Source organism: Neobacillus sp. OS1-32 (assembly GCF_030915425.1).
GTDB lineage: Bacteria > Bacillota > Bacilli > Bacillales > Cytobacillaceae > Neobacillus > Neobacillus paridis.
Genome location: NZ_CP133263.1, coordinates 1,434,032 through 1,456,358, shown reverse-complemented (window position 1 = coordinate 1,456,358; position 22,327 = coordinate 1,434,032). Strand labels below are relative to the sequence as shown.

Annotated in this window: 26 protein-coding genes and 1 pseudogene; 19 read left to right on the top strand and 8 right to left on the bottom strand. The window is 40.0% G+C overall.

Annotation, left to right across the window (positions count from 1 at the left end; translation table 11 throughout):
* The first annotated feature begins 63 nt into the window (after positions 1-63).
* From RCG24_RS07445 to RCG24_RS07375, 15 genes and pseudogenes are all read left to right on the top strand, one after another.
* On the top strand, positions 64-1,152 hold the full coding sequence (locus RCG24_RS07445; RefSeq protein ID WP_202654028.1) for an ABC transporter substrate-binding protein: 1,089 nt from the start codon (positions 64-66) through the stop codon (positions 1,150-1,152).
* A gap of 15 nt (positions 1,153-1,167) precedes the next feature.
* A pseudogene (locus tag RCG24_RS07440) lies at positions 1,168-2,227 on the top strand (ABC transporter ATP-binding protein).
* 11 nt (positions 2,228-2,238) lie between these two features.
* Positions 2,239-3,162, top strand: a complete 924-nt coding sequence (locus RCG24_RS07435) for an ABC transporter permease (protein WP_308078780.1) — start codon at positions 2,239-2,241, stop codon at positions 3,160-3,162.
* Positions 3,159-3,959, top strand: coding sequence for an ABC transporter permease (locus tag RCG24_RS07430; protein WP_202654031.1), 801 nt, complete (start codon positions 3,159-3,161; stop codon positions 3,957-3,959). Before RCG24_RS07435 ends, RCG24_RS07430 begins: the two co-directional genes overlap by 4 nt.
* Positions 3,960-3,974: 15 nt before the next feature.
* Positions 3,975-4,298 carry a (2Fe-2S)-binding protein gene (locus RCG24_RS07425; RefSeq protein WP_308078779.1) on the top strand — a complete coding sequence of 108 codons (324 nt, stop codon included), beginning with the start codon at positions 3,975-3,977 and terminating at the stop codon, positions 4,296-4,298.
* On the top strand, positions 4,288-5,376 hold the full coding sequence (locus tag RCG24_RS07420; protein ID WP_308078778.1) for an NAD(P)/FAD-dependent oxidoreductase: 1,089 nt from the start codon (positions 4,288-4,290) through the stop codon (positions 5,374-5,376). The genes RCG24_RS07425 and RCG24_RS07420 overlap by 11 nt, the downstream gene beginning before the upstream one ends.
* A gap of 23 nt (positions 5,377-5,399) precedes the next feature.
* Positions 5,400-5,738: a (2Fe-2S)-binding protein gene (locus RCG24_RS07415; RefSeq protein ID WP_308078777.1), complete on the top strand. Its 339-nt coding sequence runs from the start codon at positions 5,400-5,402 to the stop codon at positions 5,736-5,738.
* Positions 5,739-6,812, top strand: a complete 1,074-nt coding sequence (locus tag RCG24_RS07410) for an NAD(P)/FAD-dependent oxidoreductase (RefSeq protein WP_308078776.1) — start codon at positions 5,739-5,741, stop codon at positions 6,810-6,812. It begins immediately after the preceding gene.
* Between the two features lie 273 nt (positions 6,813-7,085).
* The gene (locus tag RCG24_RS07405; protein WP_202654035.1) at positions 7,086-8,288 is read left to right on the top strand and encodes an MGDG synthase family glycosyltransferase; all 1,203 of its coding nucleotides are present in this window, start codon (positions 7,086-7,088) and stop codon (positions 8,286-8,288) included.
* Between the two features lies 1 nt (position 8,289).
* Positions 8,290-8,988 (top strand): polysaccharide deacetylase family protein, encoded by a 699-nt coding sequence (locus RCG24_RS07400; protein WP_202654036.1) that lies wholly within the window; start codon positions 8,290-8,292, stop codon positions 8,986-8,988.
* Between the two features lie 48 nt (positions 8,989-9,036).
* Positions 9,037-10,041, top strand: coding sequence for a glycosyltransferase family 2 protein (locus tag RCG24_RS07395; RefSeq protein WP_308078775.1), 1,005 nt, complete (start codon positions 9,037-9,039; stop codon positions 10,039-10,041).
* On the top strand, positions 10,038-10,457 hold the full coding sequence (locus RCG24_RS07390) for a GtrA family protein (protein WP_202654038.1): 420 nt from the start codon (positions 10,038-10,040) through the stop codon (positions 10,455-10,457). Before RCG24_RS07395 ends, RCG24_RS07390 begins: the two co-directional genes overlap by 4 nt.
* A 39-nt stretch (positions 10,458-10,496) precedes the next feature.
* Complete coding sequence (locus tag RCG24_RS07385; protein WP_202654039.1) at positions 10,497-12,197, top strand: DUF6044 family protein; 1,701 nt, start codon at positions 10,497-10,499, stop codon at positions 12,195-12,197.
* Positions 12,194-12,907 (top strand): response regulator transcription factor, encoded by a 714-nt coding sequence (locus RCG24_RS07380; protein ID WP_308078774.1) that lies wholly within the window; start codon positions 12,194-12,196, stop codon positions 12,905-12,907. Before RCG24_RS07385 ends, RCG24_RS07380 begins: the two co-directional genes overlap by 4 nt.
* A gap of 68 nt (positions 12,908-12,975) precedes the next feature.
* Positions 12,976-14,262: a sensor histidine kinase gene (locus RCG24_RS07375; protein WP_308078773.1), complete on the top strand. Its 1,287-nt coding sequence runs from the start codon at positions 12,976-12,978 to the stop codon at positions 14,260-14,262.
* A 199-nt stretch (positions 14,263-14,461) separates the two neighbouring features.
* Here RCG24_RS07375 and RCG24_RS07370 read toward each other — a convergent pair whose 3' ends face one another.
* A complete protein-coding gene (locus RCG24_RS07370) occupies positions 14,462-14,656 on the bottom strand; it encodes a hypothetical protein (protein WP_202654042.1) in 195 nt (64 codons plus the stop codon).
* A gap of 606 nt (positions 14,657-15,262) precedes the next feature.
* Complete coding sequence (locus tag RCG24_RS07365) at positions 15,263-15,481, bottom strand: hypothetical protein (RefSeq protein WP_202654043.1); 219 nt, start codon at positions 15,479-15,481, stop codon at positions 15,263-15,265.
* 139 nt (positions 15,482-15,620) lie between these two features.
* On the opposite strand from RCG24_RS07365, the gene RCG24_RS07360 reads away from it, so the two are divergent.
* On the top strand, positions 15,621-15,743 hold the full coding sequence (locus tag RCG24_RS07360) for a hypothetical protein (RefSeq protein WP_308078772.1): 123 nt from the start codon (positions 15,621-15,623) through the stop codon (positions 15,741-15,743).
* Between the two features lie 154 nt (positions 15,744-15,897).
* Positions 15,898-16,116 (top strand): spore germination protein, encoded by a 219-nt coding sequence (locus RCG24_RS07355; RefSeq protein WP_308078771.1) that lies wholly within the window; start codon positions 15,898-15,900, stop codon positions 16,114-16,116.
* A gap of 117 nt (positions 16,117-16,233) precedes the next feature.
* Here RCG24_RS07355 and RCG24_RS07350 read toward each other — a convergent pair whose 3' ends face one another.
* Together RCG24_RS07350 and RCG24_RS07345 are read right to left on the bottom strand one after the other, a co-directional pair.
* Positions 16,234-17,562, bottom strand: a complete 1,329-nt coding sequence (locus RCG24_RS07350) for a cation:proton antiporter (RefSeq protein WP_308078770.1) — start codon at positions 17,560-17,562, stop codon at positions 16,234-16,236.
* Positions 17,563-17,590: 28 nt separating this feature from the next.
* Complete coding sequence (locus RCG24_RS07345) at positions 17,591-18,079, bottom strand: hypothetical protein (RefSeq protein WP_308078769.1); 489 nt, start codon at positions 18,077-18,079, stop codon at positions 17,591-17,593.
* Between the two features lie 171 nt (positions 18,080-18,250).
* Between RCG24_RS07345 and RCG24_RS07340 the strand changes: the two genes are divergently transcribed.
* Together RCG24_RS07340 and RCG24_RS07335 are read left to right on the top strand one after the other, a co-directional pair.
* Positions 18,251-18,616: a PepSY domain-containing protein gene (locus RCG24_RS07340; protein WP_308078768.1), complete on the top strand. Its 366-nt coding sequence runs from the start codon at positions 18,251-18,253 to the stop codon at positions 18,614-18,616.
* Positions 18,617-18,682: 66 nt separating this feature from the next.
* Positions 18,683-19,156, top strand: coding sequence for a DUF2680 domain-containing protein (locus tag RCG24_RS07335; RefSeq protein WP_308078767.1), 474 nt, complete (start codon positions 18,683-18,685; stop codon positions 19,154-19,156).
* 138 nt (positions 19,157-19,294) lie between these two features.
* Here RCG24_RS07335 and RCG24_RS07330 read toward each other — a convergent pair whose 3' ends face one another.
* From RCG24_RS07330 to RCG24_RS07315, 4 genes are all read right to left on the bottom strand, one after another.
* A complete protein-coding gene (locus RCG24_RS07330; RefSeq protein WP_308078766.1) occupies positions 19,295-19,570 on the bottom strand; it encodes a YqhV family protein in 276 nt (91 codons plus the stop codon).
* 247 nt (positions 19,571-19,817) lie between these two features.
* A complete protein-coding gene (locus RCG24_RS07325; RefSeq protein ID WP_308078765.1) occupies positions 19,818-20,582 on the bottom strand; it encodes a sulfite exporter TauE/SafE family protein in 765 nt (254 codons plus the stop codon).
* Positions 20,583-20,718: 136 nt separating this feature from the next.
* On the bottom strand, positions 20,719-21,003 hold the full coding sequence (locus tag RCG24_RS07320) for a hypothetical protein (RefSeq protein ID WP_308078764.1): 285 nt from the start codon (positions 21,001-21,003) through the stop codon (positions 20,719-20,721).
* A gap of 56 nt (positions 21,004-21,059) precedes the next feature.
* Entirely contained in the window at positions 21,060-22,304 is a 1,245-nt protein-coding gene (locus RCG24_RS07315) for an MFS transporter (RefSeq protein WP_308078763.1), read from the bottom strand.
* Between the last annotated feature and the right edge of the window lie 23 nt (positions 22,305-22,327).

Genomic DNA, 22,327 nt, shown 5'->3' with positions numbered 1-22,327 from the left:
GTAAACGACTATTTAATGATTGAAATAAGGAAAGTGTGAATGACCGATAATGAGGAGGAAAAAATGGTGAAACGGAAATCGATACTGATTGGGTTGATTAGTTTAATGTTGCTAATTGTATCGGCATGCAGCAGCAGTCAAACAGGCGGCGATTCTAAAGAGACAGGAAAAAAAGATAGCAAAACCCTTGTATTGGCAGCTTACGGGGGAAGTTATGAGAAAAAAATGAAGGAAACCGTAATCCCAAAATTTGAAAAGGAATTTGGCGTAAAAGTGAAATACATTACCGGTAGTTCGGTAGACACCGTTTCCAAACTACAGGCACAAAAGGATAACCCCCAAATTGATGTGGCCTTTATCGATGATGGTCCTCAAGCACAAGCAAAATCCTTTGGCTTGTTAGCGCCTTTGGATGAAAAAATCGTAACGAATCTAGCAAATGTTTATGATATCGCAAAAGACAAGGATAATATCGGCGTTGGGTTCGGGATTATTTCTACTGGATTGGCTTATAACAAAGAGATGTTTGAACAGAACAAATGGGAACCGATCTCTTCTTGGAATGATTTAGCGGATCCTAAGTTCAAAGGAAAACTGGTATTGCCATCCATCTCTAATACTTACGGGCTGCAAATGCTCATCATGGCGGCAAAAGCAAATGGCGGTAGTGAACAAAATATTGAACCTGGCTTTAATAAAATGAAGCAAATTGCCAAGAATGCGGTGACATTTGATAAAACAGCGGATGTTTCCAATTACTTTTTACAAGGACAAACTGTTGCTAGTGCTTGGGGCAGCAGTCGTGTATTTACGTTAAAAGAGACGGGATTCCCGATTGAGTTTGTCATCCCGAAAGAGGGGGCCCCCGCTTTAATGTCAACTGTCAGCGTCGTTAAGGGGGCACCGAATGAAGAACTTGCCCAGAAATTTGTCAATTATGTCTTAAGCGAAGAAGTACAGGCTGAATTTGCCAAATCCTTGTTTGACGGACCAGTTAATAAGAAGGTGAAATTGAGCGGAGAGATTCTCGATAAGATCATTTATGGAGAAGAGCAAATTTCCAAGCTTGTAAAAGTGGATTGGGAGTATATCAATCAAAAACGTGATGAGTGGACAGAGAGAGCAAATAAAGAAATCGAAGTGGCCCACTAATAATGAGGTGAAACCATGAGTTATCTATGCCTTGAAAATGTAGTAAAAACTTTTGACAAAACAGAAGTTGTAAAAAAGAATGAATCTTGAGATCAAGAAAGGGGAGCTCGTCTCCTTTCTTGGACCTTCAGGATGCGGCAAGACTACGACTCTCAATATGATTGCCGGGTTTTTGGAAGTTGATGGCGGAAGAATTGTGGTAGACGGCAAGCCTGTTCACCTGCTTCCGCCGAACAAAAGGGAAATGGGCATGGTTTTTCAAAACTATGCTCTCTTTCCGCACATGACGGTCTTTGATAACGTCGCTTATGGTTTGAAGTTACGGAAAGTCCCAAAAGGTGAAATAAGGGAACGCGTTTTGGAAGCGCTGGAAATGGTGCGCTTGGCAGGCTATGAAAAACGCTATCCAAAGGAACTGTCTGGCGGCCAGCAGCAGCGTGTCTCATTAGCCAGAGCTCTTGTCATTAAACCCAAAGTACTACTGTTGGATGAACCGCTCAGCAATTTGGATGCCAAGTTGCGGCAAGAAATGCGTGAAGAAATAGTGGAAATTCAGAAAAAAGTCGGGATTACCACTATATTTGTCACCCACGATCAGGAAGAAGCGCTCGCCATTTCCGACCGGATAGCAGTCATGTATGAAGGTAGAATTGAACAAATGGACACTCCGGTGGAGATTTATAACCATCCGAAAACAGACTTTGTTTCACGGTTTATAGGGGAAGTAAACCAGATTCAAGGCCAGGTTGTGGAGACGTACAATGGTCAGCAATGCAAGATAACCTTTGATGGGTATGAACAGGTCATTTCAAAACTCGGGGTGAAGGATTCTGTAATGAATTTCTATCTACGGCCTGAAAAAATCCAGCTCGCCCAAACAAATCGTGAGGGTCTTCACGTTAAGCTGGAAAGAAAAATGTTTTTAGGGGCAAAAACCCGTTATATTTTGCAATTCAAAGAAAAACAGTTGATTGCCGACATTTCCAATACTGTTTTAAATCCCGATTTAATAAAAGAGGGACAGGATGTATATGCTGTATGGAATCCTGAAGAATTATTGCTGGTGAAAAAGTGAGGTGAATTCGAATGCAAGCGGAAGTGGAAGTGCAACAAGAACAAGAAATCTTATATAAGCAGAAGAAAAAAAGATTAACACGAAAAAAGCTTGATTCGTGGTTATTACTGCTTCCAACCTTGGCAATTTTTATCTTTTTCTTTCTGCTGCCATTGTTTTTTCTTTTTATCACAAGTTTTAAGACATTTGACGCAGGAAGTGGAATTGGCAGTGAATGGACGCTGCAAAATTATGTAAAGTTTCTTTTCGACAAATTTTACTTGGGTGTATTATGGAGAACGGTAAAAATCGGTCTGTTAACGACATTGGTGGCGATTGTCATTTCCTATCCGGTTGCTTATCAGATTACGAAAGCCAATGGCAGGTTGAAAAATTATTTAACCTTATTGGTATTATCACCGTTATTGATCAGCATGGTCATCCGCTGTTACGGCTGGGTTATTTTGTTGTCCAATAATGGCGTTGTTAATAATACCCTAATGAAGATGGGATGGATTGATAAACCACTTACCCTGTTATATACGGAATTTAGTGTTGTAATTGGAATGGTGCATGTTTTATTCCCATATATGGTGTTAAGTATCATGGGTTCACTTGAAAGAATTGACCCGAGTGTAATTAGAGCCTCCCAAAATCTAGGAGCAAGTCCAATTAGAACATTCTTTTCTGTCGTTTTGCCGTTAACACTTCCTGGGATTTTTGCGGGTTCGGTTATGGTGTTCAGTTTGGCAGTGAGTTCATTTGTTACCCCAGCGATTCTTGGCGGGCCACAGGTAAAGGTCATGTCCTTCCTGACATATGAACAGGTAACAACCATGTTGAATTGGCCATATGGTTCGGCGATTGGTTTCTTATTAATCTTTATTGCTACGATTACCATTGTTGTATACAGTAAACTACTTACTCGATCAGAAAAAGGGGTGGCCATACAATGAGGAAGGTATTGCCCAAAGCTGGCTTGAATCTCTTTTGTCTATTGGTCTACATTTTTCTAGCAGCTCCAATAGTAGTAGTGTTATTGTCATCGCTGACAACTACCGAGTATATAGTGTTTCCGCCGAAAGGAATTACATTGAGGTGGTATACGGAGTTACTAGACCATCCTGAGTTTATGCAATCATTCACATTAAGCATTATCGTTGCTTTCGGAACGGCGATAATTGCGACTTTTATCGGAACGATGGCATCCATAGCTGTTGTCAGATATGAGTTTAAATTGAAAACGGCGATTGTTCAGTTGGTGGGTTCGCCACTTTTGATTCCATCAGTAGTATTTGGGGTGGCCCTGTTGCAGTTTTATTCCTGGATTGGAATTGCTGCCAGCCCAATTGCTTTGGTCATTGGTCATATTATTTTAACCATTCCTTTTGTCATGCGTTTGGTAGTCGCAAGTTTAGTCGGGTTTGACCGTTCAATCGAACAGGCTGCGATGAATTTAGGGGCAGGCAGTTTTAAAGTATTCTTTCAAATTACTTTGCCCATGATAAAATCCGGTGTCATCGCAGGGGCCATTTTTGCCTTTATCACTTCTTTTGATGATTTGACGGTAGCATTATTCATTGTCAGCACAGACGTGGTTACATTGCCAGTTCGAATATATACGTATATGCAATATCAATATGATCCAATCATCACTTCCGTCTCCAGTATCATGATTCTATTAACCTTTGTTTTAATGGTTGTGATTGAAAGGGTACTGGGCGTTGGTAAAGTGTTTGCTTCGAAAAACTGAGAAGAAGGTGTTTTTATGCATATTAAACATCATCCAGTGTTAGGGGAACAGCTACAAAAAACTATAACCATCTATTTTAATGATCTTCCATACACTGCCTATGAACAACAAACCGTTGCCGCTGCATTAATGGCTAATGGGATTAAACGCTTGGGTTCAAGCAGAAATTTGGTTCAGCCACGAGGGCTTTTTTGCACAAAAGGCAGATGTTGCAGCTGTTACGCGACCATAAATGGCGAAGACCATGTGCGTACATGCCTGACAATGGTGGAAGATGGGATGAAAATTTACCCGAATGATGAAGACCCGGAAGTAAGGGGTGAATGCTGTGGAGACTGATGTATTAATTATCGGTGCAGGCCCGGCCGGTTTGGCTGCTGCCTTTGAGACGGCTTCCAGGGGCTTGCAAGTCACGCTTGTTGATGAGTCTAAATCAATGGGTGGGCAATTGGTCCAACAGACGCAGATCCTTTCTTCCTTGCCTTCCATTTATCAACCGATGTGCGGATTTGAATTGGCTGCCCATTTGTCCCGACAATTAGAAGATTTTGAGATTCGTTATTTATTGGGGCACCGCGTTATTGGTTTTTATAAAGATGGTAGTGTTGGCATTACCGATGAAAAGAATGTTTTTCCTCTTAGGGCGAAGAAAACAATTGTCGCTACAGGTGCGTCTGAAAATGCCATCGCCTTTCCAAAATGGACACTCCCCGGAGTGATGACGATTGGCGCCGCGCAAACGTTAATGAATCGGAATTTTGTTCAACCTGGGAAGAATGCGGTCATCGTCGGATCGAGTGATTTTGCCATGGATGTTGCACTGCAGCTTTCCAAAGTAGGCGTCCGGATTAGGGGGATTGTTGAAAAAAATACTGGTGTGAAAGCAAACGGCACGGAAAAAGTAGAGCAGGTTAGAAAAATCGGTGTCCCTATCTTGTTGAACTCCTCCATTAAGGAGGCAAGGGGAATTGGGGCGGTGTCGGAGGTTGATATTCAACAAGGGGAAGATATTTGGACAGAAAAAGTGGATTTGGTTTGTGTCGATGGCGGCAGGTCACCGATTTTAGATATTTTTTATCAATTGGGGTGTTCATTTGGCCACCAAGAAGAGTTGGGCGGATGGGTTCCGCAATACAATAATGATTTCCAAACAGATTGTGAAAATGTCTTTTTAGCGGGAAATGCGGCCGGCATCAGTACTCAAGGTGCCTTACTTGTTACAGGAATGCTTGCCGGTATTAATGTCTGTGCAGCTTTAGGTGCAATCAGTAAGGAAGCGGTGGAAGAAGAGAAACAGTCGTTATGGAAAGAACTGGAGTCTATCGAAACAAGATCTAATCTTAAAGTTTGGCAGGCCAGAAATCAGCATATCGAAAAATTCGCACATCCTGTATTAAAGGACCAGTTTATCTCTTGATTCAAAAGTAAAAGAGACAGAAGGTGAATGAATTGGATAAAAGCACGATTATTTGTCGCTGTGAAGAAATTAGTTTGGAGGAAATTGTAGAAGTTATTGCAAATGGTGCGAGAACATTCGATGATATTAAACGATTGACACGCTGCGGCATGGGACCTTGCCAATCGAAAATATGCAATTGCCTCGTGGCGGGCGTGATCCACGAACAAACAGGAATGGAGTTTCACCAGATTCCGCTGCCGCGGATGAGAATGCCCATTAGTCCAATTAAACTGGAGACATTGGCAACCAATAGTACAACTTTTTCTTCTGTTAAATCTGTTTTGGATGAGGTGGAATTAGAGGATGGGAAGGTGAAATAAATGGAAACAAGCTATGAAACGATTATAATCGGTGGCGGTGTTGTAGGAAGCAGTATCGCTTATCATTTGTCGGAACGAAACAAAGAAGGCATCGTTGTCCTGGATAAAAAATTTCCATTGTCAGGTACATCCGGCTCGACCCAAGCTTGGGTTTGGGTTCATAATAAAACACCTTCCTGGTATGCCGAATTTAGTATGTATAGTGCGGAGCTTTATCCATACCTTTCAAAAAAGATTGGCGATGTGGAATACAAACGAACAGGCGGTTTGTCACCATTTTTCAGCGAACTCGACAGGGAAAAAGCGGAGCGTCTTGCAGAGGCCTACGAACCGATTGGGATCAAAATTAAGGTATTGTCCCGTGAAGAAGCGCTTGAAAAAGAGCCGTCCTTGAACCCGGATATTGTCGGTGCGACATATAGTTCCATCGATGGCAACGTGAATCCTTTCCGCTTGGTCGATCGTTATATGCGGGCAGCCAAGAAAAATGGCGTCCAATACTCTACATATAACAAGGTAACCGAAATTCAAAAGCTGCCTGGAAAATTTATTGTTAGGGCAGAAAAAGGTAGGTTTGAGTGTAAGAATCTTGTGCTTGCCGGCGGTACTTGGTCAAGAGAATTAGGGAAACTTGTAGAAGTGACGATTCCAATCAACCAATTAAGAGGCCAAATTCTTGTCACCGAACCGCTAAAACCTTTTTTAAATTATACCATTAGCAGCTTAAGACAGGCATTTAATGGAGAGGTGCTTATTGGCTATTCGATGGAGGAGGAAGGGTTCAACCGGGCAACTACATTGGATGTGATTCAAGAGACTGCGAATATGGCTATCCACTATGTGCCTTCCTTAAGAAAAGCGAAAGTGGTCCGCGCGTTCTCGGGAATTCGCGCCATGCCAGAGGATGGTTTTCCGATTTTAGGAAAAATCCCAGGTGTGGAAAATTTGTATGTCGCCGCAATGCACAGCGGTGTTACACTTTCTCCACTCGTCGGCACATTGATGACCGAACTGATTTTAGATGGAGAAACTTCGATACCGATTGACCGCTATTCCATTAGCAGGTTTGCTTAAATCGATTTTGTGAATTTTTTTATAGAAGAAAGGCTTAAAGAAGGAGCCGCACCACAAAAAGACTGGTGCGACTCTTTTCTTTTTCCCGGGATCCAATTTAAAAATCACCTGTCATTTTCATTAAAAATTGATGAAAATGAATGGTCTAAAAAAAATCGGTGTTAGATTAAGAGGGTAGTAATCACATCAAAGATTCCTGTTGAACAGGAGATAGAATAAATATGAAAAAGGTTTTGTTTTTACCCTAAGGGCATAGAAGAGGAGGGAAAGGACATGATTAAATGTGAAAAGGATAAATACCTGATTCTATCCGCCACCTTTGGCGAGGGGCATAAACAAGTGGCAAATGCCATAAGCGAAGCCGTAGAATATCTGCTTGCTGATGCGGAGCCTATTACGATTGATATCATGGAGTGGATTCATCCCTATCTTTATCCAATCAGTCATTACATTTATAAAAGAGGAATTAAGAAGTTTCCTCAAGTGTACAGCTTTTTGTATAAGAAAACCCGTGTGAAAAATTCCTTTTCCGTCACGTTAAATTCGGTCTTTTTATCGGGGATGCAGACCATGCTTAAAATCATTCGGGAAATAAAACCAAAAGTGGTGGTCAGTACCTATCCATTTGCAGCCGGAATTATTTCGAAATTAAAAGAGCAGGGATTGATTGATATTCCAGCGGTAACCATCATCACCGATTATACGGACCATTCTTATTGGATTTATCCCTATACAGACCAATACGTGGTCGGTTCCCCTCAGGTGCGCGACCGTTTGATTGCATTAGGGGTAGAGGAGGATAAAATCAAGCATACTGGAATACCTGTGCGAAAAAGATTTTTGGAGGTTCTTCCAAAGGGGCTTCTCCTGGAGAAATATAGGATTAATCCCAATATATTCACTATTCTCATCATGGGAGGAGGAGACGGCTTTTTTGGAAAAGGACTTTCAGCCTTCCGGGCATTAGAATCAATTTCTATCCCAATACAGATTTTCATTGTTTGTGGAAAAAACAAGAAGTTGAAAAAACAATTAGAGTGGGAATTTAACGACTCCAAGCATGATGTGAGAATTTTAGGATACTGTGAAAATGTTCATGAATTAATGGCCATATCAGACTTAATGATCAGCAAACCCGGGGGAGTGACAACCTCTGAGGCAATGGTGATGGACTTGCCATTACTAATCTATCACTCGCTCCCTGGCCAGGAAGAAGACAATGCGGAATACTTATACCGTTCAGGAATCGCCTTCGTTGCGAAGTCAGAGAAAGAATTGATTGGGCAAATTGAGAATCTTGTTCGTGATTCCGCACCGTTAAAATGGATGCAACAGCGAATCAAAAAATATCAAACCAAAACCTCGTCCAGAGATGCCCTTCGTGTGATTGTCAGAGCGGCGAAACGCGGTCAATCACCCAAATCAACAAATATAAGAACCATGCAAAAGCGAGAGGAAATTGAGGTGAGTATTTAGGATGGGCTACATGATTTCAGTTATCATCTTTTTCTTTTTATTATACACCGTAGTCCCTTATTTTTTAACACACGGTTTAGGCCTAAAGGTGTTTAGAAGAGGCAACGAGTCCTCAAAGATTGCTTTTACCTTTGATGACGGGCCGGATCCGATTTATACCCCAATTCTGCTTGATTTATTGAAGAAAAACGAGGTGAAAGCTACCTTCTTTGTGGTCGGTTCTAGAGCGGAAAAACATCCCGAGCTCATCCAGCGAATGCATCAGGAAGGCCATTTAATTGGGATCCACAATTATGTACACCATTCGAACTGGTTCATGTCCCCTTGGAAGGTTCGCAAGGGTCTCGAGGATACAGCGGAAATTATCAAAAATGTCATTGGGGTTAGACCTGTTTATTATCGGCCACCATGGGGAATGCTCAATCTTTTTGATTTTGTCAATAGAAGTAAATACAAGATTATTCTCTGGTCGATCATGGCGCAAGATTGGCGGACCTCGGGCGGCAGTGAAAAGATTAAACAACGCCTTTCAAGCATAAAAGGCGGGGATGTCATCCTGCTGCATGACTGCGGCGATACACTGGGTGCAGAGTTGGAAGCTCCCAGGAATACCATTAATGCGTTAAAGGATGTATTAAAACAAGTGAAAACAAAGGGTTTCACATGTGTCCGCGTGGATGAATTAGTAAAGAATTTGTAGGCATTGCAGAGGAAATCCTAAATCTGATCAAAAGGGAGAGTGATTATCATGAAAGGACCTATCTTAACTATCGTTGTTCCATGTTACAACGAAGAAGAAGTTTTTCCGGAAACTTCGAAACAATTATCAGCAGTATTATCCAATTTAATCGATGACTTCCTGATATCAAGCGAAAGTAAAATCCTCTTTGTCGATGATGGCAGTAGGGACCGGACATGGGCCTTAATTGAAAAAGAAATGGCAAAAAATCCATTGGTGAAAGGGTTAAAATTAGCCAGAAATGCTGGTCATCAGAATGCCCTTTTAGCAGGGCTCGAAGCAGCCGCCGCACAATCGGATTGTGTGGTTTCCATTGATGCCGACCTTCAGGATGATATTCGGGTCATCCGTACGTTCGTGGAAAAATATCGGGATGGCTTTGACGTTGTGTATGGGGTAAGAGATAAACGGGAAACCGATACATTTTTCAAACGGACAACGGCTTTAGGGTTTTATCGATTTATGAATAAAATTGGGATCAATTTAATTCCAAATCATGCCGATTTTCGCTTGATGAGCAAGCGAGCATTGGATGAATTATTTAAATATAAGGAAACGAACCTTTTTCTACGGGGACTCATCCCTCTTATCGGTTTTCCATCAACGAAAGTTTTCTATGACCGAAAAGAAAGAGTTGCAGGAGAGTCCAAGTATCCATTGAAAAAAATGTTTGCCTTTGCGTTTGATGGGATTACTTCCTTTAGTATTACCCCGATTCGCTTTGTGACTTTTTTAGGATTTCTGGCTGTGATCATTAGCGCGCTTGCCGGCGGGTATGCGATTGTCCAAGAACTAACCGGACATACGGAATCAGGCTGGACTTCCATTATTATATCGATTTGGTTCGTCGGCGGTTTAGAGCTTTTAGCCACGGGAATTATTGGAGAATATATTGGAAAAATTTATCGAGAAGTGAAGCGGCGTCCAAGATATACGATTGAGGTGGATGCCTTTTCAAATCATAACGAAGGAAAACAGAAGCTAAAAGTCCTTATGAATAAGGTGGGAAAATGAAATTTACTTTTATACGCTTTATTTTGGTAGGTGTTGCCAACACCATTATTGGCTTGTCCGTCATGTTTCTCTTCTATCATTTGTTCGGACTATCCTATTGGATAGCCACCTTTTTAGGAAATACAATAGGGGCGTGTGTCAGCTATTGCTTGAACCGAAGTTTTACCTTTAATAGCAGAGCTTCGGTTTCAAAGAGTGTGGTTCGATTTGCATGCGTTATTTTGTTCTGCTATTTCGTATCCTTCTCCATCGGAAAGCAGGCCGTCCATTTGGTATTGAATCATACCCATATTTTTTCTGCTGCCATGTCAACGGATCTCGCCATTTTCGTTAGTACTTGTTTCTATACATTATTAAATTACACTTTGCAAAAATGGATTGTTTTCCCGCAAAAGAGCGCAAAAACACCGGCTTGAAAGAACCGGTGTTTATAAATGTGGGGAGGATTGGAGAAAATGAAAAGAACTGTTTTTACACGCGAGAGGATCTATTTCTTATTGGCTATTTTGATTATTGCCCTTTGGGTTGCACCGTACTTTATTCTTGGTGAACATGCCCATATGCGGATTCATGACAATTTGGATTCGAATATCGCCTGGTACAAGGTATTAGTCGATAGCGGTCAATTATTTGGTCCCATTCAGGCAAATATTCCACAGATTATTAATGGAGAACTATCAAGAAATGCCTTTTACTCAGAATACTATGGGATTGTCGAGCTGTTTCGCTTTTTTCCTCCTGTAATTGCCTATGGGCTTAATCAAGCCATCTCACGCTTTTTCGCCTTTTTAGGAATGTATCTATTATTAAAGAAATACGTGATTCAAGGGGAAAATCAAGGATTCATCATCATCGTTTCGGCGTTAACTTTTGCTTTGATACCCTTCTGGCCAAATGGAATGTTAAGTATAGTAGGAATGCCATTAGCCTTATGGGCCTTCATGAATATCCGCAATCGTGAACAAATGATCATTAGCATTGTGACCATTACACTATTACCGTTTTATTCCACCTTTATGTTAGGCTTTTTCTTTTTTCTAAGTGCGATGGGGGTAGTTTGGCTGGTGGATGCCATCAGGACTAAAAAACCGAGGTTACGGCTGTTATTCTCGATTGCCTATATGACGGTGATTTATTTAGCAATTGAATACCGGGAGATCGCTTCCCTTATTTTTTCGCATGAAAAAACGAACCGCTCAGAGTTTTTTGAATCGAAAAATAACTTGATGCAAACAATTATGCTTATCTTTAAGAATTATATTATCGGGCATAATCAGGATCAAACCCTCTTTGAGTTTGTGATTCTGCCAGTGTCCTTGATCGCTCTGGTAATCGTGATTGTCCAAAAAAGCTGGAAGAGAGAAAAACTATTTATCGGCCTGCACCTTGCTAATTTTTTGTTATCGGTCTGGTATGCCTTTTGGTGGTATGAAGGCTGGGTTCCTTTGAAGCAAAAAATCAGCATTTTAAACACGTTTAATTTTTCGCGTTATCATTATTTGCGGCCAATGATTATATATGTTTTATTTGCCGTATCATTGCAAATCCTCTGGCGGTATCAGAAAAAATGGCGCATCGCAGCTGTGGTTTTTGCCGTGCTGCAGATGGGTGTATTGATTCCTTCAAACGAACAAATTCGGTATCACACTTCACCGTCATTTGGAGAGTTTTACGCTGTGAAGGAATTTGCTGAGATTAAGAAGTTTATCGGCAAGCCTGTGCAGGATTACCGAGTCGCAAGTATTGGCCTGCATCCGGCAATTGCCCAGTATAATGGGTTGTATACATTGGATACGTACAATAACTTTTACCCGTTGTCTTATAAACATCAATTTCGGAAAATCATTGCTCCGGAATTGGCAAAAAATAAAGCGCTAAAAAGCTACTTTGATCAATGGGGCGGCCGGTGTTATCTCTTTGTCGATGAATTGGGAAAAAACTATATGTTTTCAAAACATTCTTCGAAGGTTATCCGTCATTTGAATTTAAATATCCACGCTTTTAAACAGCTGGGCGGAGATTATATCCTGTCCGCGGTTCCGATTGAAAATGCAAGAGAAAATCGTCTCGATTTACAAAAGGTTTTTCAAGCAAAGGATAGTTATTGGAAAATTTACTTGTACAAGGTTATGATGTTGCAGGGGGGATACTCGTGAAAACCAACATTTTAGTCGTAGAAGACGAAATTCAAATTGCCCGTGTTTTAAAGATGGAATTGGAATATGAAGGATATAATGTAACGGTTGAACATAACGGCAAAGACGGACTGGAAAAAGCTCTACATAGTGATATTGATTTAATCTTATTGGATGTGATGCTCCCCCAATTAAGCGGGATTGAGGTGTTAAGGAGATTACGTAAGGAGAATGAGGACATTCCTGTTATTCTCCTAACCGCCCGAAATACCACATTTGATAAGGTAGCGGGGCTTGACCAAGGTGCTAATGATTACGTGACAAAGCCGTTTGAAATTGAGGAATTATTAGCAAGAATCCGTTCCTGTCTTCGTCATTATTCGAAGAATGGATTTAAGGATGATGACTCCCTTCTGTCTGTAGGAGATTTGGAAATCGACACTGATACAAGAGAAGTGACAAGGGCAGGTACCTCCATCACCTTAACTCCAACAGAATATGACCTGCTAGTGTATTTGATTTTAAATAAAAATAAAGTGGTTACCCGAGAAAACATCCTTCTAAATGTCTGGGGCTATGACTTTGAGGGTGAAACAAATGTGATTGACGTATTCATCCGACATTTGCGTAAAAAAATAGAAGACGGTTTTTCAACTTCACTTATTACTACTGTTAGAGGCATCGGCTATACGATAAAGGAGCACGCAAATGAGGATCACATTAAAAATTAATCTGTTAACGACCGCATGGATGCTGTTCATTCTTAATATTGATTAACATTGTCGTTTTTGTTTTATTTATGCAAACAACCATCAGTATGGAAGAGGATATGGCGTTTCAAAAGGCAGAGGACATAATTAAAAATATCCATACCAATGAAACTTCTGACCAAATCATCCGTGAATTAAAGGATAATTTAACGGAAGATTCCTATATTCGAATCATACAGTCAGACGGAAAAATCCTGTATGAAGTCACAAATGAACAGGAATTAGCCAAAAAAGTGAAAGGGAAATTGGTAAAATCCCGGGAATCTGAGAGGAAATTATTTATAATAGAAGATAAGGAAAAGCAGGTATTAATCGTCCGTGTTCCGATAAAAGGCGGACATCTTTTAAAGGGGAGTATTATTGAGATTGGTGAAGAACTGGAAGGCCTGGAATCGCGGAAAGATACCCTTTTATGGATTCTTGGGGTAAGCACAGTGTTTGCTGCTATTTTATCATTGTTGAGCGGCAGATGGTTATCGAATATCATTATGAGGCCGATTTTCAATATGATCAATACAATGAAAGATATTGAGCGAAGCGGGGTGCCGAAGAAGATTATTATTCAAAATGATACGAAGGATGAACTTCAAACATTGGCCAATACATTCAATCGAATGATAGACAGGCTGGAGGAAAATTTTGAAAAGCAATCCCAGTTTGTTTCTGATGCCTCCCATGAGCTGAAAACACCGTTGACTGTTATTAAGAGTTATGCCAATTTGTTAAGGCGGCATGGGCTGGAAGACAAAGAAATGGCAAGTGAAGCGATCCAAGCTATTCACTCTGAAGCAACCAGAATTCAAAAAATGACAGAAACCTTTTTGAATGTGGCTTCACTGGAAAAAGAGGTTGACTTGGACATCGATGTAGTTAATCTTGTATCGTTATGTCAAACCATTTTAAAGCAGCTGAAAGAGGTTTATAAAAGAGAAATCACTCTTCATTTCGAGCAAGCACCGATCCTTATTATGGCGGATGAATTAAAGGTGAAACAGGCGATTATTATTTTGCTCGATAATGCGATTAAATATAGCAATGAAAAAATTGATGTCTTTTTAGAAAAAAATGATTTGCATGCCATTGTTCGTGTGAAAGATTATGGGATCGGCATTCCAGAAGAAGAGATTAATAACATATTTGAACGTTTTTACCGTGTGGATAAAGCCCGGAGCAGAGAGACTGGAGGTTTTGGTTTGGGCCTTCATATTGCGAAAAGAATCATGAAGTTGCACAAGGGTGAAATAAAAATACAAAGTAAAGAAGGAGAAGGAACCGAAGCAGAACTGCTTTTACCAGCAAGCTTGGAAATGGAGTAGCTAAAAAAAGGACATCTTACAATGACGAGTGCGGTGATAAGTTAGAAAAAATGTGGTAAAATAAAATTCCTTGGCAGGGGCAGCAAAAATAAATGAAAGAAAGCAGGGGACGTGGATCCTCCTGCTTTCAAGCTTTTCAAATATGATTTTTTTAAACCAAGTTTAGTTTTTCTTCGTTATATTACTATTTAATCCAAAATTATTGCCATCTCGCAGTTTTTGCCAACTCTGTAATCGCGATTATGAGGTGAAACATAAACATTGAGATTAAGATAGGTACAAAAATTACGACATTTTTCTTGCCATACTTTTCTTTTAACACTCCAACAAAATAACCACAGAAAAACAGAACGACCAACGCAGCAGCAAGTATTAGCATTAGAACTATACCCATATTCCCCTTCTCCCCTTATTATAAAAATATTGAAATAATTAAAACCAAAGTAATTTTCTTTTTCTATCATAAAAATTGTATGTATCATGTCATTTAACTATAGTAGCTTAATGAATATATTCATAGATTGTTGGTATGATATAACAAATTGCCCGAAACATTTCCAATTATACTCCCTCATTTGACAATATTCAACACATGGTTGCCAGCAAAAATAAAAAAAATCCTATATATCAAGGTAGGGTGGTACTTGGAAGAAACCAGCTTCACACAAATTTATGGATTAATTCACTGGACATTTTGGGAAAGAGTTGCTCATGAGGAATTTATTATAGAACCTCCAAAAGGAAAGAGGGAATGATCCGCTTAATGTAGAGAATTGGGAAGGGCTTCTTGGAATCTAAAGAAGCCCTTGTTGTATGCGTTTTTCTGTTGAAAAATTTTCCGGTTGGATTTTATCCCGCCTTAACGGGCAGTAAGACCCCCACCTCGAGAGTCTAAGTCTACAAGGAATCTAGGTGGGGGATCAACTGCCCGTAAAGGTCCGATTGGTTCAACTAACCATCAGTGGGGATGAAGAAAACCCCCACTGATGGAAGTTTCACTTTATTCCTTTGTTGCAGATGCTTGGGTTTGAAGCTGTGATTGGACTTGGCTAATTAAAGTTTGAGCTTGGGCAACTTCAGCAGATGCTTGTTTTAATGATTCTAACGCAAGAGTGGTGTTGGCGGCTGATTGTTCAATTGCCGAGGTGATCATGTCTTTAGCAATTGAAGATGCTGCCTCCGCTTGTTTTAACTTATTGGTGTCGATTTGATTTGTCATGTGTATTTCCTCCTTTAATTTTTTCAAACACACATTTCCTAGAATGCATCCAAAAAGATTTTTTAATCATTTTTTAGACAGAAATAATGTTGGGATTCTCAGGGAACACTGAAACCTAAACGAAAAAGGAGTTGAAAAAATGACGAAAAAGAAGAATCGACATTCTCCTAATAATCCGGCATTGCCTCCGACAGATGTTGAATTTGCCAACAGTGGACTTGAAAAGATGGCATTAAAAGCCCAAGAAAGAAAAAAGAAATAAACAAACAAACGGGGTAGATTTAACTGTCCCGTTTGTTTATTTTAATGTGAGCTAAAGAAGTACGCCGTGTAAAAATATGTAAAGACATTTCATAAACATCGGGATAACTGTCTGCATAGGATGGAATGAAAATAAGTATAAAGGAAGGGATTTAATGCCTGCACTCATTACTGCTATTGAAATTATCAATGTTACCGGAGGTGTCCTCCATATGGGGGATTCTGCTTTCACGACACCAAAATTAACCATGAAAACCCGAGGAGGTTCAGGAGTATTTAATACAGGGGGAGTGATTACTTCAAGTAGTATTTTAAGCAGTACAAATGAACTGAACCCGGATGTAGTAGATCAGCCTGAAGTAGCTAACCTTTAAGATATTCAATGGCGGAAGAAATACACTGTAAAAGTGTTCCTGCCTAATGATCTAAAAAAGCATTATTTTGTAGCGAACACAGTTAAAAGATATGTAAAAAAAGGAGTCAAAAGACTCCTAAACAGTTTGATTTAGGACTTTGATTTTTTCATCGTCGTCCCTTTTACGTGGAATTAAATTTTCGTCACCTGGCATCAGCCTCCAGCCTTTGTTCACGACAATCCGCAGCCAAGTACCGGGAATCCAGGAAGTAACTAGTGCCAGCATTACCAGGATGGCGAAAAATTCCTGGTTGATAATTCCGGTTGTATAGGCCACTGATGAAAGAACAATTCCGGGGCCGCCGCGGTCATTAATAGCAACTCCCAAATTAAAACTGGTAAAACGATCTTGCTTCAAGCTGCGTGATGTTAGATAAACGGCCAAGGTTTGTGTCAATGTCGCGAATAAGAAATAGGCTAGGAAAAACAGCGGGTTAAAATGTCTGACGAGATCCAATTGCAGTCCTACTGTAGCGAAATAGATGGGAATAAACCAGGAGAATGAAATATTGGATACCCCTTGTTCCAGCCTTTCTGCCATTGCTTGGGGGAGAGCAACTTTCGCCACAATACCGGCTAAAAGTGCACCAAATATCGTTTCAACGTGCAGGTTGCCGGCAATTGAAGCGAGTATGAACATAATAAATAGGAAATAACCCAAATTGGAAGAGCGAAACAAGATATTTTGTTTAATAATGGTTAAACGTTTAAACAGGAAATATCCGAGGACAAATGTACCTATGATAAAACCAAAGGATGTTCCAACACTCTTGAAAGCCGTGCTGATGGTAAATACACCGCCTTGGCTGGCAATAGCAGTGGCAAATCCTAAGGCCACCCAGAGCAAGATGTCGTGGATACCGGCGCAAGCGACAACTATTTTGGCAAAACGCGTATGCATAATCCCCAAGTCATTGAAAATCTTGGAGATCACCGGAATGGAAGTAATTGCTATGGAGATGGCAATGACGATTTTCATTGCTAATGGATTGTTGGCTGTCCCAAGATAAGGTGTAATATTAAAAAGATCAGCGGCAACCCATCCGACAATGAAAGCGGGAATCGTTGCTCCGATAACTAACCCAGAGGTTAATTTTATATCAGCTTTATTAAATCGGGTCTGAAATTTCAATCCGGAGCAAAACATTAGCATCAGCAAACCAAATTGATAAAGTAGTCCGAATAACTTATCTTCTGTTGGAAAACCAAGAAATAACCATTTAAAGGTTTCAGGAAAGAAGTGTCCTAATAGGGTAGGCCCAAGAACTAAACCAGCAGCCACTTCTCCAATTACCCTCGGTATGAAGATCCGTTCAGCGAGAAATCCTAATAGATGTGCTGTTGCCAGCAAACACCCCATTGCTAGTAAAAAATGACTTATTTCCGCACCTGTTAAACTAAACACTGCAAAACACTCCCTTTTTATTTTTCCTTCAAAAATTGGCAGAATGCTGGAGTTTATTGGGATTTTTTTCTGTATCCGTCAATTCGTTATCATTTTGTAAAATCTGCAGTTTCCCGCACGTATGATAGTGATAATAATTAAAGATTTCCAATTGATAATCTGATCCATTTGGGATGTGAAAAGTATGCTTGAATTCGTTTTCCAAATAATCCCCGAAAAAAATAACGCTGTCAAAATATTTAATCGAAGTTCCCAAATAGCTGATCTTTACAATGGAGTATTTAATCGGCCAAGAATTACCATGGGCTGATTGAAACCCAGTAATTGTGATGGACTGATGGATCGAGAATTTTTTACTTAGGTAGAAGGGACGCTCGATCCCAAGCTCCCAATTTATATACTTATCCCCCATTTGCTTTCCTGTATTTTTGTTCCAAAAATGCAGCCGTTCTTTGAATTTGTTTATTTTCTTGATAAATGGTTTTAGAAAACAGAAAAAACCACTTGACGTCATCATCCTCTCCCCTTAGGTGTATATATACCGATACTGTATTATTTGCGAAGTGCGCTAAAATCGTAACGGTATTTACCCAGCTTGTTTTTATTTTTTGGACAAATAAATAAAAGCTAATGAATAGGAAACATTTTTACTACGAAAAATAATAAAAAATAAAGGAGTGTGAGATTTTTGAAAAGAATCATCTTGTTAGCAGTGTTATTGCTTCCAGTTAGTTTTGGCGGTATCTTCCACGCTACATATGCCCATACTGGCCATTTGGAAAAAGCAGAAAATAAGCGTATTACAGAAAAACAAGCGGAAGAAATTGCTTTAAAAAAGGTAAAAGGTGAAGTGGTAAGAGTGAAATTGGAAACAGACGATGGCAGGGAGTATTACGAGGTCATCATTCAAAGCTCCGGTACCGTTTATGAAGTCGAAGTGGATGCCAAAACCGGCCAAGTTGTGGAAGTAGAAAAAGAAGGTTCGCATGATGGTCATCATGATGATCATGACGACGATGATGGGCATGACGATGATGATCACATGGATGATTAATGGGAAATGGTAAGTTACATGTTCTTATTGACATGCAATTTCCAGAATGTTTGAAGGAGAAAATGGATGAGAAAAAAATATCTGTTTTTCGGATTTTTTTTCGTTTCGTATTTGCTGTTGTCTTTCCAGCCAGTTGTTGAGGCTGCCAATGCGGTCACGAATACGCAGGAGAATTTGGAATCAAATTATAAAGAATCGGTAAGGAAAAACTTGAATACCAAGAATGCCATCGATAAACTTGGTCCGATTCAGGAGTTTGAAGAAACAATGGATTCCGATTTAGATTGTACCAAGGATATTCCTTTTACCTTGGCGCAAAAAAAACGCCTCGATCAAATTTATCATCGAATTTACATGGACTATATTGACCTAATCGAAACATATGCCTGGGCTGGGGCGTTAACGCAGGATCAAAAACTAATTCGCTATAAAATGTTAAAAAACTATGTATTAACTTTCCCAAAAAGAAATTATAAATGGTGTAGTGAGTATGAAGAGGATGAATGGGAAGAGGAATGGTTTAATAGTGATCAAGACTAATGGCATCCACCCAAATGATATCGCCGAAAATGCAGGCACTCCCGGTGTTGGAGTGTCTTTTTCGGGCTTTATCATTCTCTTCGCAATGAGGAGAATTCCTCTTGACCGTTCTCGATCATGATTGTATCCGAAGTTTGTTTATTTTAAATTTATTCCAATTAAAATGCAGCTAACTCCGAGAAAAATCCAGACGATTTTCGCAATGGATAGGTTTCCAACCATCCCCAGAACCCCAATGGTCGTCGTTAAGACTAAAATAATGGGTCCGACTAGTGCAAGAGAACTATTGATCATCAGAGCTTTTTCAACGGAATTAAATTTCATCATTAAAATAGCAGCAAAAATTTCAATACTGCCTGAGAGAATTCTTAATAAAGCCATTCCCAGCACGGCTAATTCAATAAATATAAACATGGTTTCCTCCTAAACAATGTCTGTTCCAATACAGTATATGATTCCTTCTACCATAGCAGGACAAGTTTTTTTAAAAATCTTCGGGAAGCGAAACAAAGAGGAAAAGTTTACAATTCGAGGATATATTAAACAATGGTCTAAAAAACAAATACTGTTTACGAAGGATGTTTTCATAAGAAGGAACTAGAGTGATAATAAATTAAAGAAAACACGGTAATACAACCGTGTTTTTTCAATATTGGGGACTTTAAATTAATTTCAATCCGCTGAATAAAATCATTAGTGCCATGACGGCTCTTAGTGGTTTTGCCGGAATTTTCGCTGATAGGGTACTTCCCATTACGACTCCTGGTACGGAGCCTAATAACAAGTTAATCATTAATAAGTAATCGACATTGCCAATTCCCGCATGCATGATACCGGCAGCTGTTACCAATAAAAAGGCATGAGCGATATCTGTTCCAACCAACTCGGAAGGTTTCATTTTATACAGGTACAGCATTGCCAGAGCAAATAAGGATCCTGAACCAATTGAGGTTAAACCGACGATAAAGCCAAGTACGGCTCCGATGGCAATCGTTAAAGCCTTTTTTTCATGTATCGACTTTAACTGCATCCGGTTCCATTCCAATTTCTTTTTCATAAAGGTTTTGATTAATGTTGCCAAGGCTACCAAAATAAGGACATATCCTAAAGCATGTTTAATAATTTGTTCCTGGTTATGGAAATAGGAATCGAATAAATGGAGCAGTCCAACTGCTGCAATCGCACTAGGAATACTGCCGATTGCCAAGTATTTCATTAATTTCAGGTTGATTGTCTTTTGCCGCCAATGCTGGATTGAACCAACAAGCTTTGTGATGGAATTATACGCAAGATCCGTCCCGACGGCAATCGCTGGATTGATCCCTAGTAAGATGAGTACCGGCGTTAATAATGCCGCGCCGCCTACCCCTGTAAGTCCCACCATAAAGCCGATTAAAAGCCCCATCAAAATAATGCCAATCGTCATTGGGCACACACTCCATTTTTTCTAATCTATATTACATCAATAAAATATGAAGTGGTCAAACGCCTTGTTAGCCCAATTTTTTAAAAAAAGCCCTCAATCCAAGAGGTAACCCGCCTTGAAGGCAGCTTTTTCAAACCTAGGAATTTTCCTCTTCCTCATTTAATTTGATTTTTTTACAGCCAACATATAAGCAGGCAAAAATATCAAGATCGGGTTTGGCCTTGGCCAATCCTTTAATATAGGGAGTGACCAAATCCCGGAAATCAGCGCCTACTTCTTCATCCTCCAAAATGCCATACACGTATAATTTTTTTTCGGCAAACAGAAACGCCACATTGCCGACACCTTTATTCTTTGTATCCACAACATTTAATACTTGATATTCCGGTGTAATTATTTCAGGAGAAAAATAAATCTGCATGTCAATCTACTCCTTTATCATGTTCAAGCGGGCCGCTCCGAGGCGCCTGCGCTTTTCTAGGTAAATTGCAGTTTTTCAAATAGTGAATCATTTTCTTTAGTGGGCTTCTTTTTTGCCACCTTGATTAGTACCATGCAGAGTAACCCACATAATAAGGTTAATCCGGCTGTTGTCAAAAACATTCCTGGTCGCGACCAGTCCATTAACTTACTAAAAATTGGCGGGCCGATGGCCACACCCAAAAATCGAACAGATCCGTACAAGGAAGTCACAAAACCGCGGCGGTCGGTAGGAACTGAACCGGTAATAAAACTATTAATACATGGCAGGACAAGGCCTGTTCCAATACTGCTGACGACGAGAACCGCAAAAAACGGGATCAATTTTTTAAAAAAGATCAAACAGGCAAATGAGGTCGTCATTAAAAGCAGACCAAAGATGATTAATGATTTCATCAGCATCATTTTTTTCCCAATTTTGCTTCCGGTTATGTAGGAAGTGGTGGTCATAAATAATAACGGTATCGCCAGAATCGCCCCTTTTAACAATCCATCGATTTTATAATCTTTCTCGAGAATATCAGAAATGTAAAATAAAATCCCAAATAGTGTAAATAAACAGGTGGCTCCCGTCAAATAGGCGGCAAACAACCAGCGGCCCTCCGTTTTAAAAACAGAGACAAGCCCTTTCACATATTTTCCGACAGGCGGAGGTTCTTTTTCCGCCTTCTTTTCTTTAATAAAAAAGATTGTTAATAAGACAGAAATTAAGCAAAAAATTGGGAAAGCAAAAAAGGCCGCGTACCAAAATAAAAGTGCTAACAGTGATCCAATAATCGGGCTGATGACTTTCCCGATTCCATTGGAGGCCTCGACCAACCCCAAGACCTTGCTTTGCTCTCCACCTTTAAATAAATCGCCCGTCAAGGCCATGGCAATTGGTGCCGTTCCCGCTGCACCAATCCCTTGCATAATCCTTCCGGCCAGAATCCATAAGTAGGAATTGCCGAACCATGCCGCGGCCGCACCAGCCAGAAGCCCGCCACTGCCATATAAAATGAGTGCCGGTATGATAACGGCTTTCCTTGAAAAACGGTCCGATAAATAACCTAAAACTGGGATGGCAATAGCCGCTGCAATCGAGAAAGCGGAAATGACGAGACTGACTTTAAATTGGGAAATATCCAGCTCAGATTTCATTTTAGGCAGAATTGGGATCAACATTGAGTTTCCCAAAACAAGAATAAGCGGAATGGAGCTGATGGCGAAAATGGTCAAGCCTTTCTTTTTTTGCTTTGGCAATGAATGTACACCCCTAACTGTAA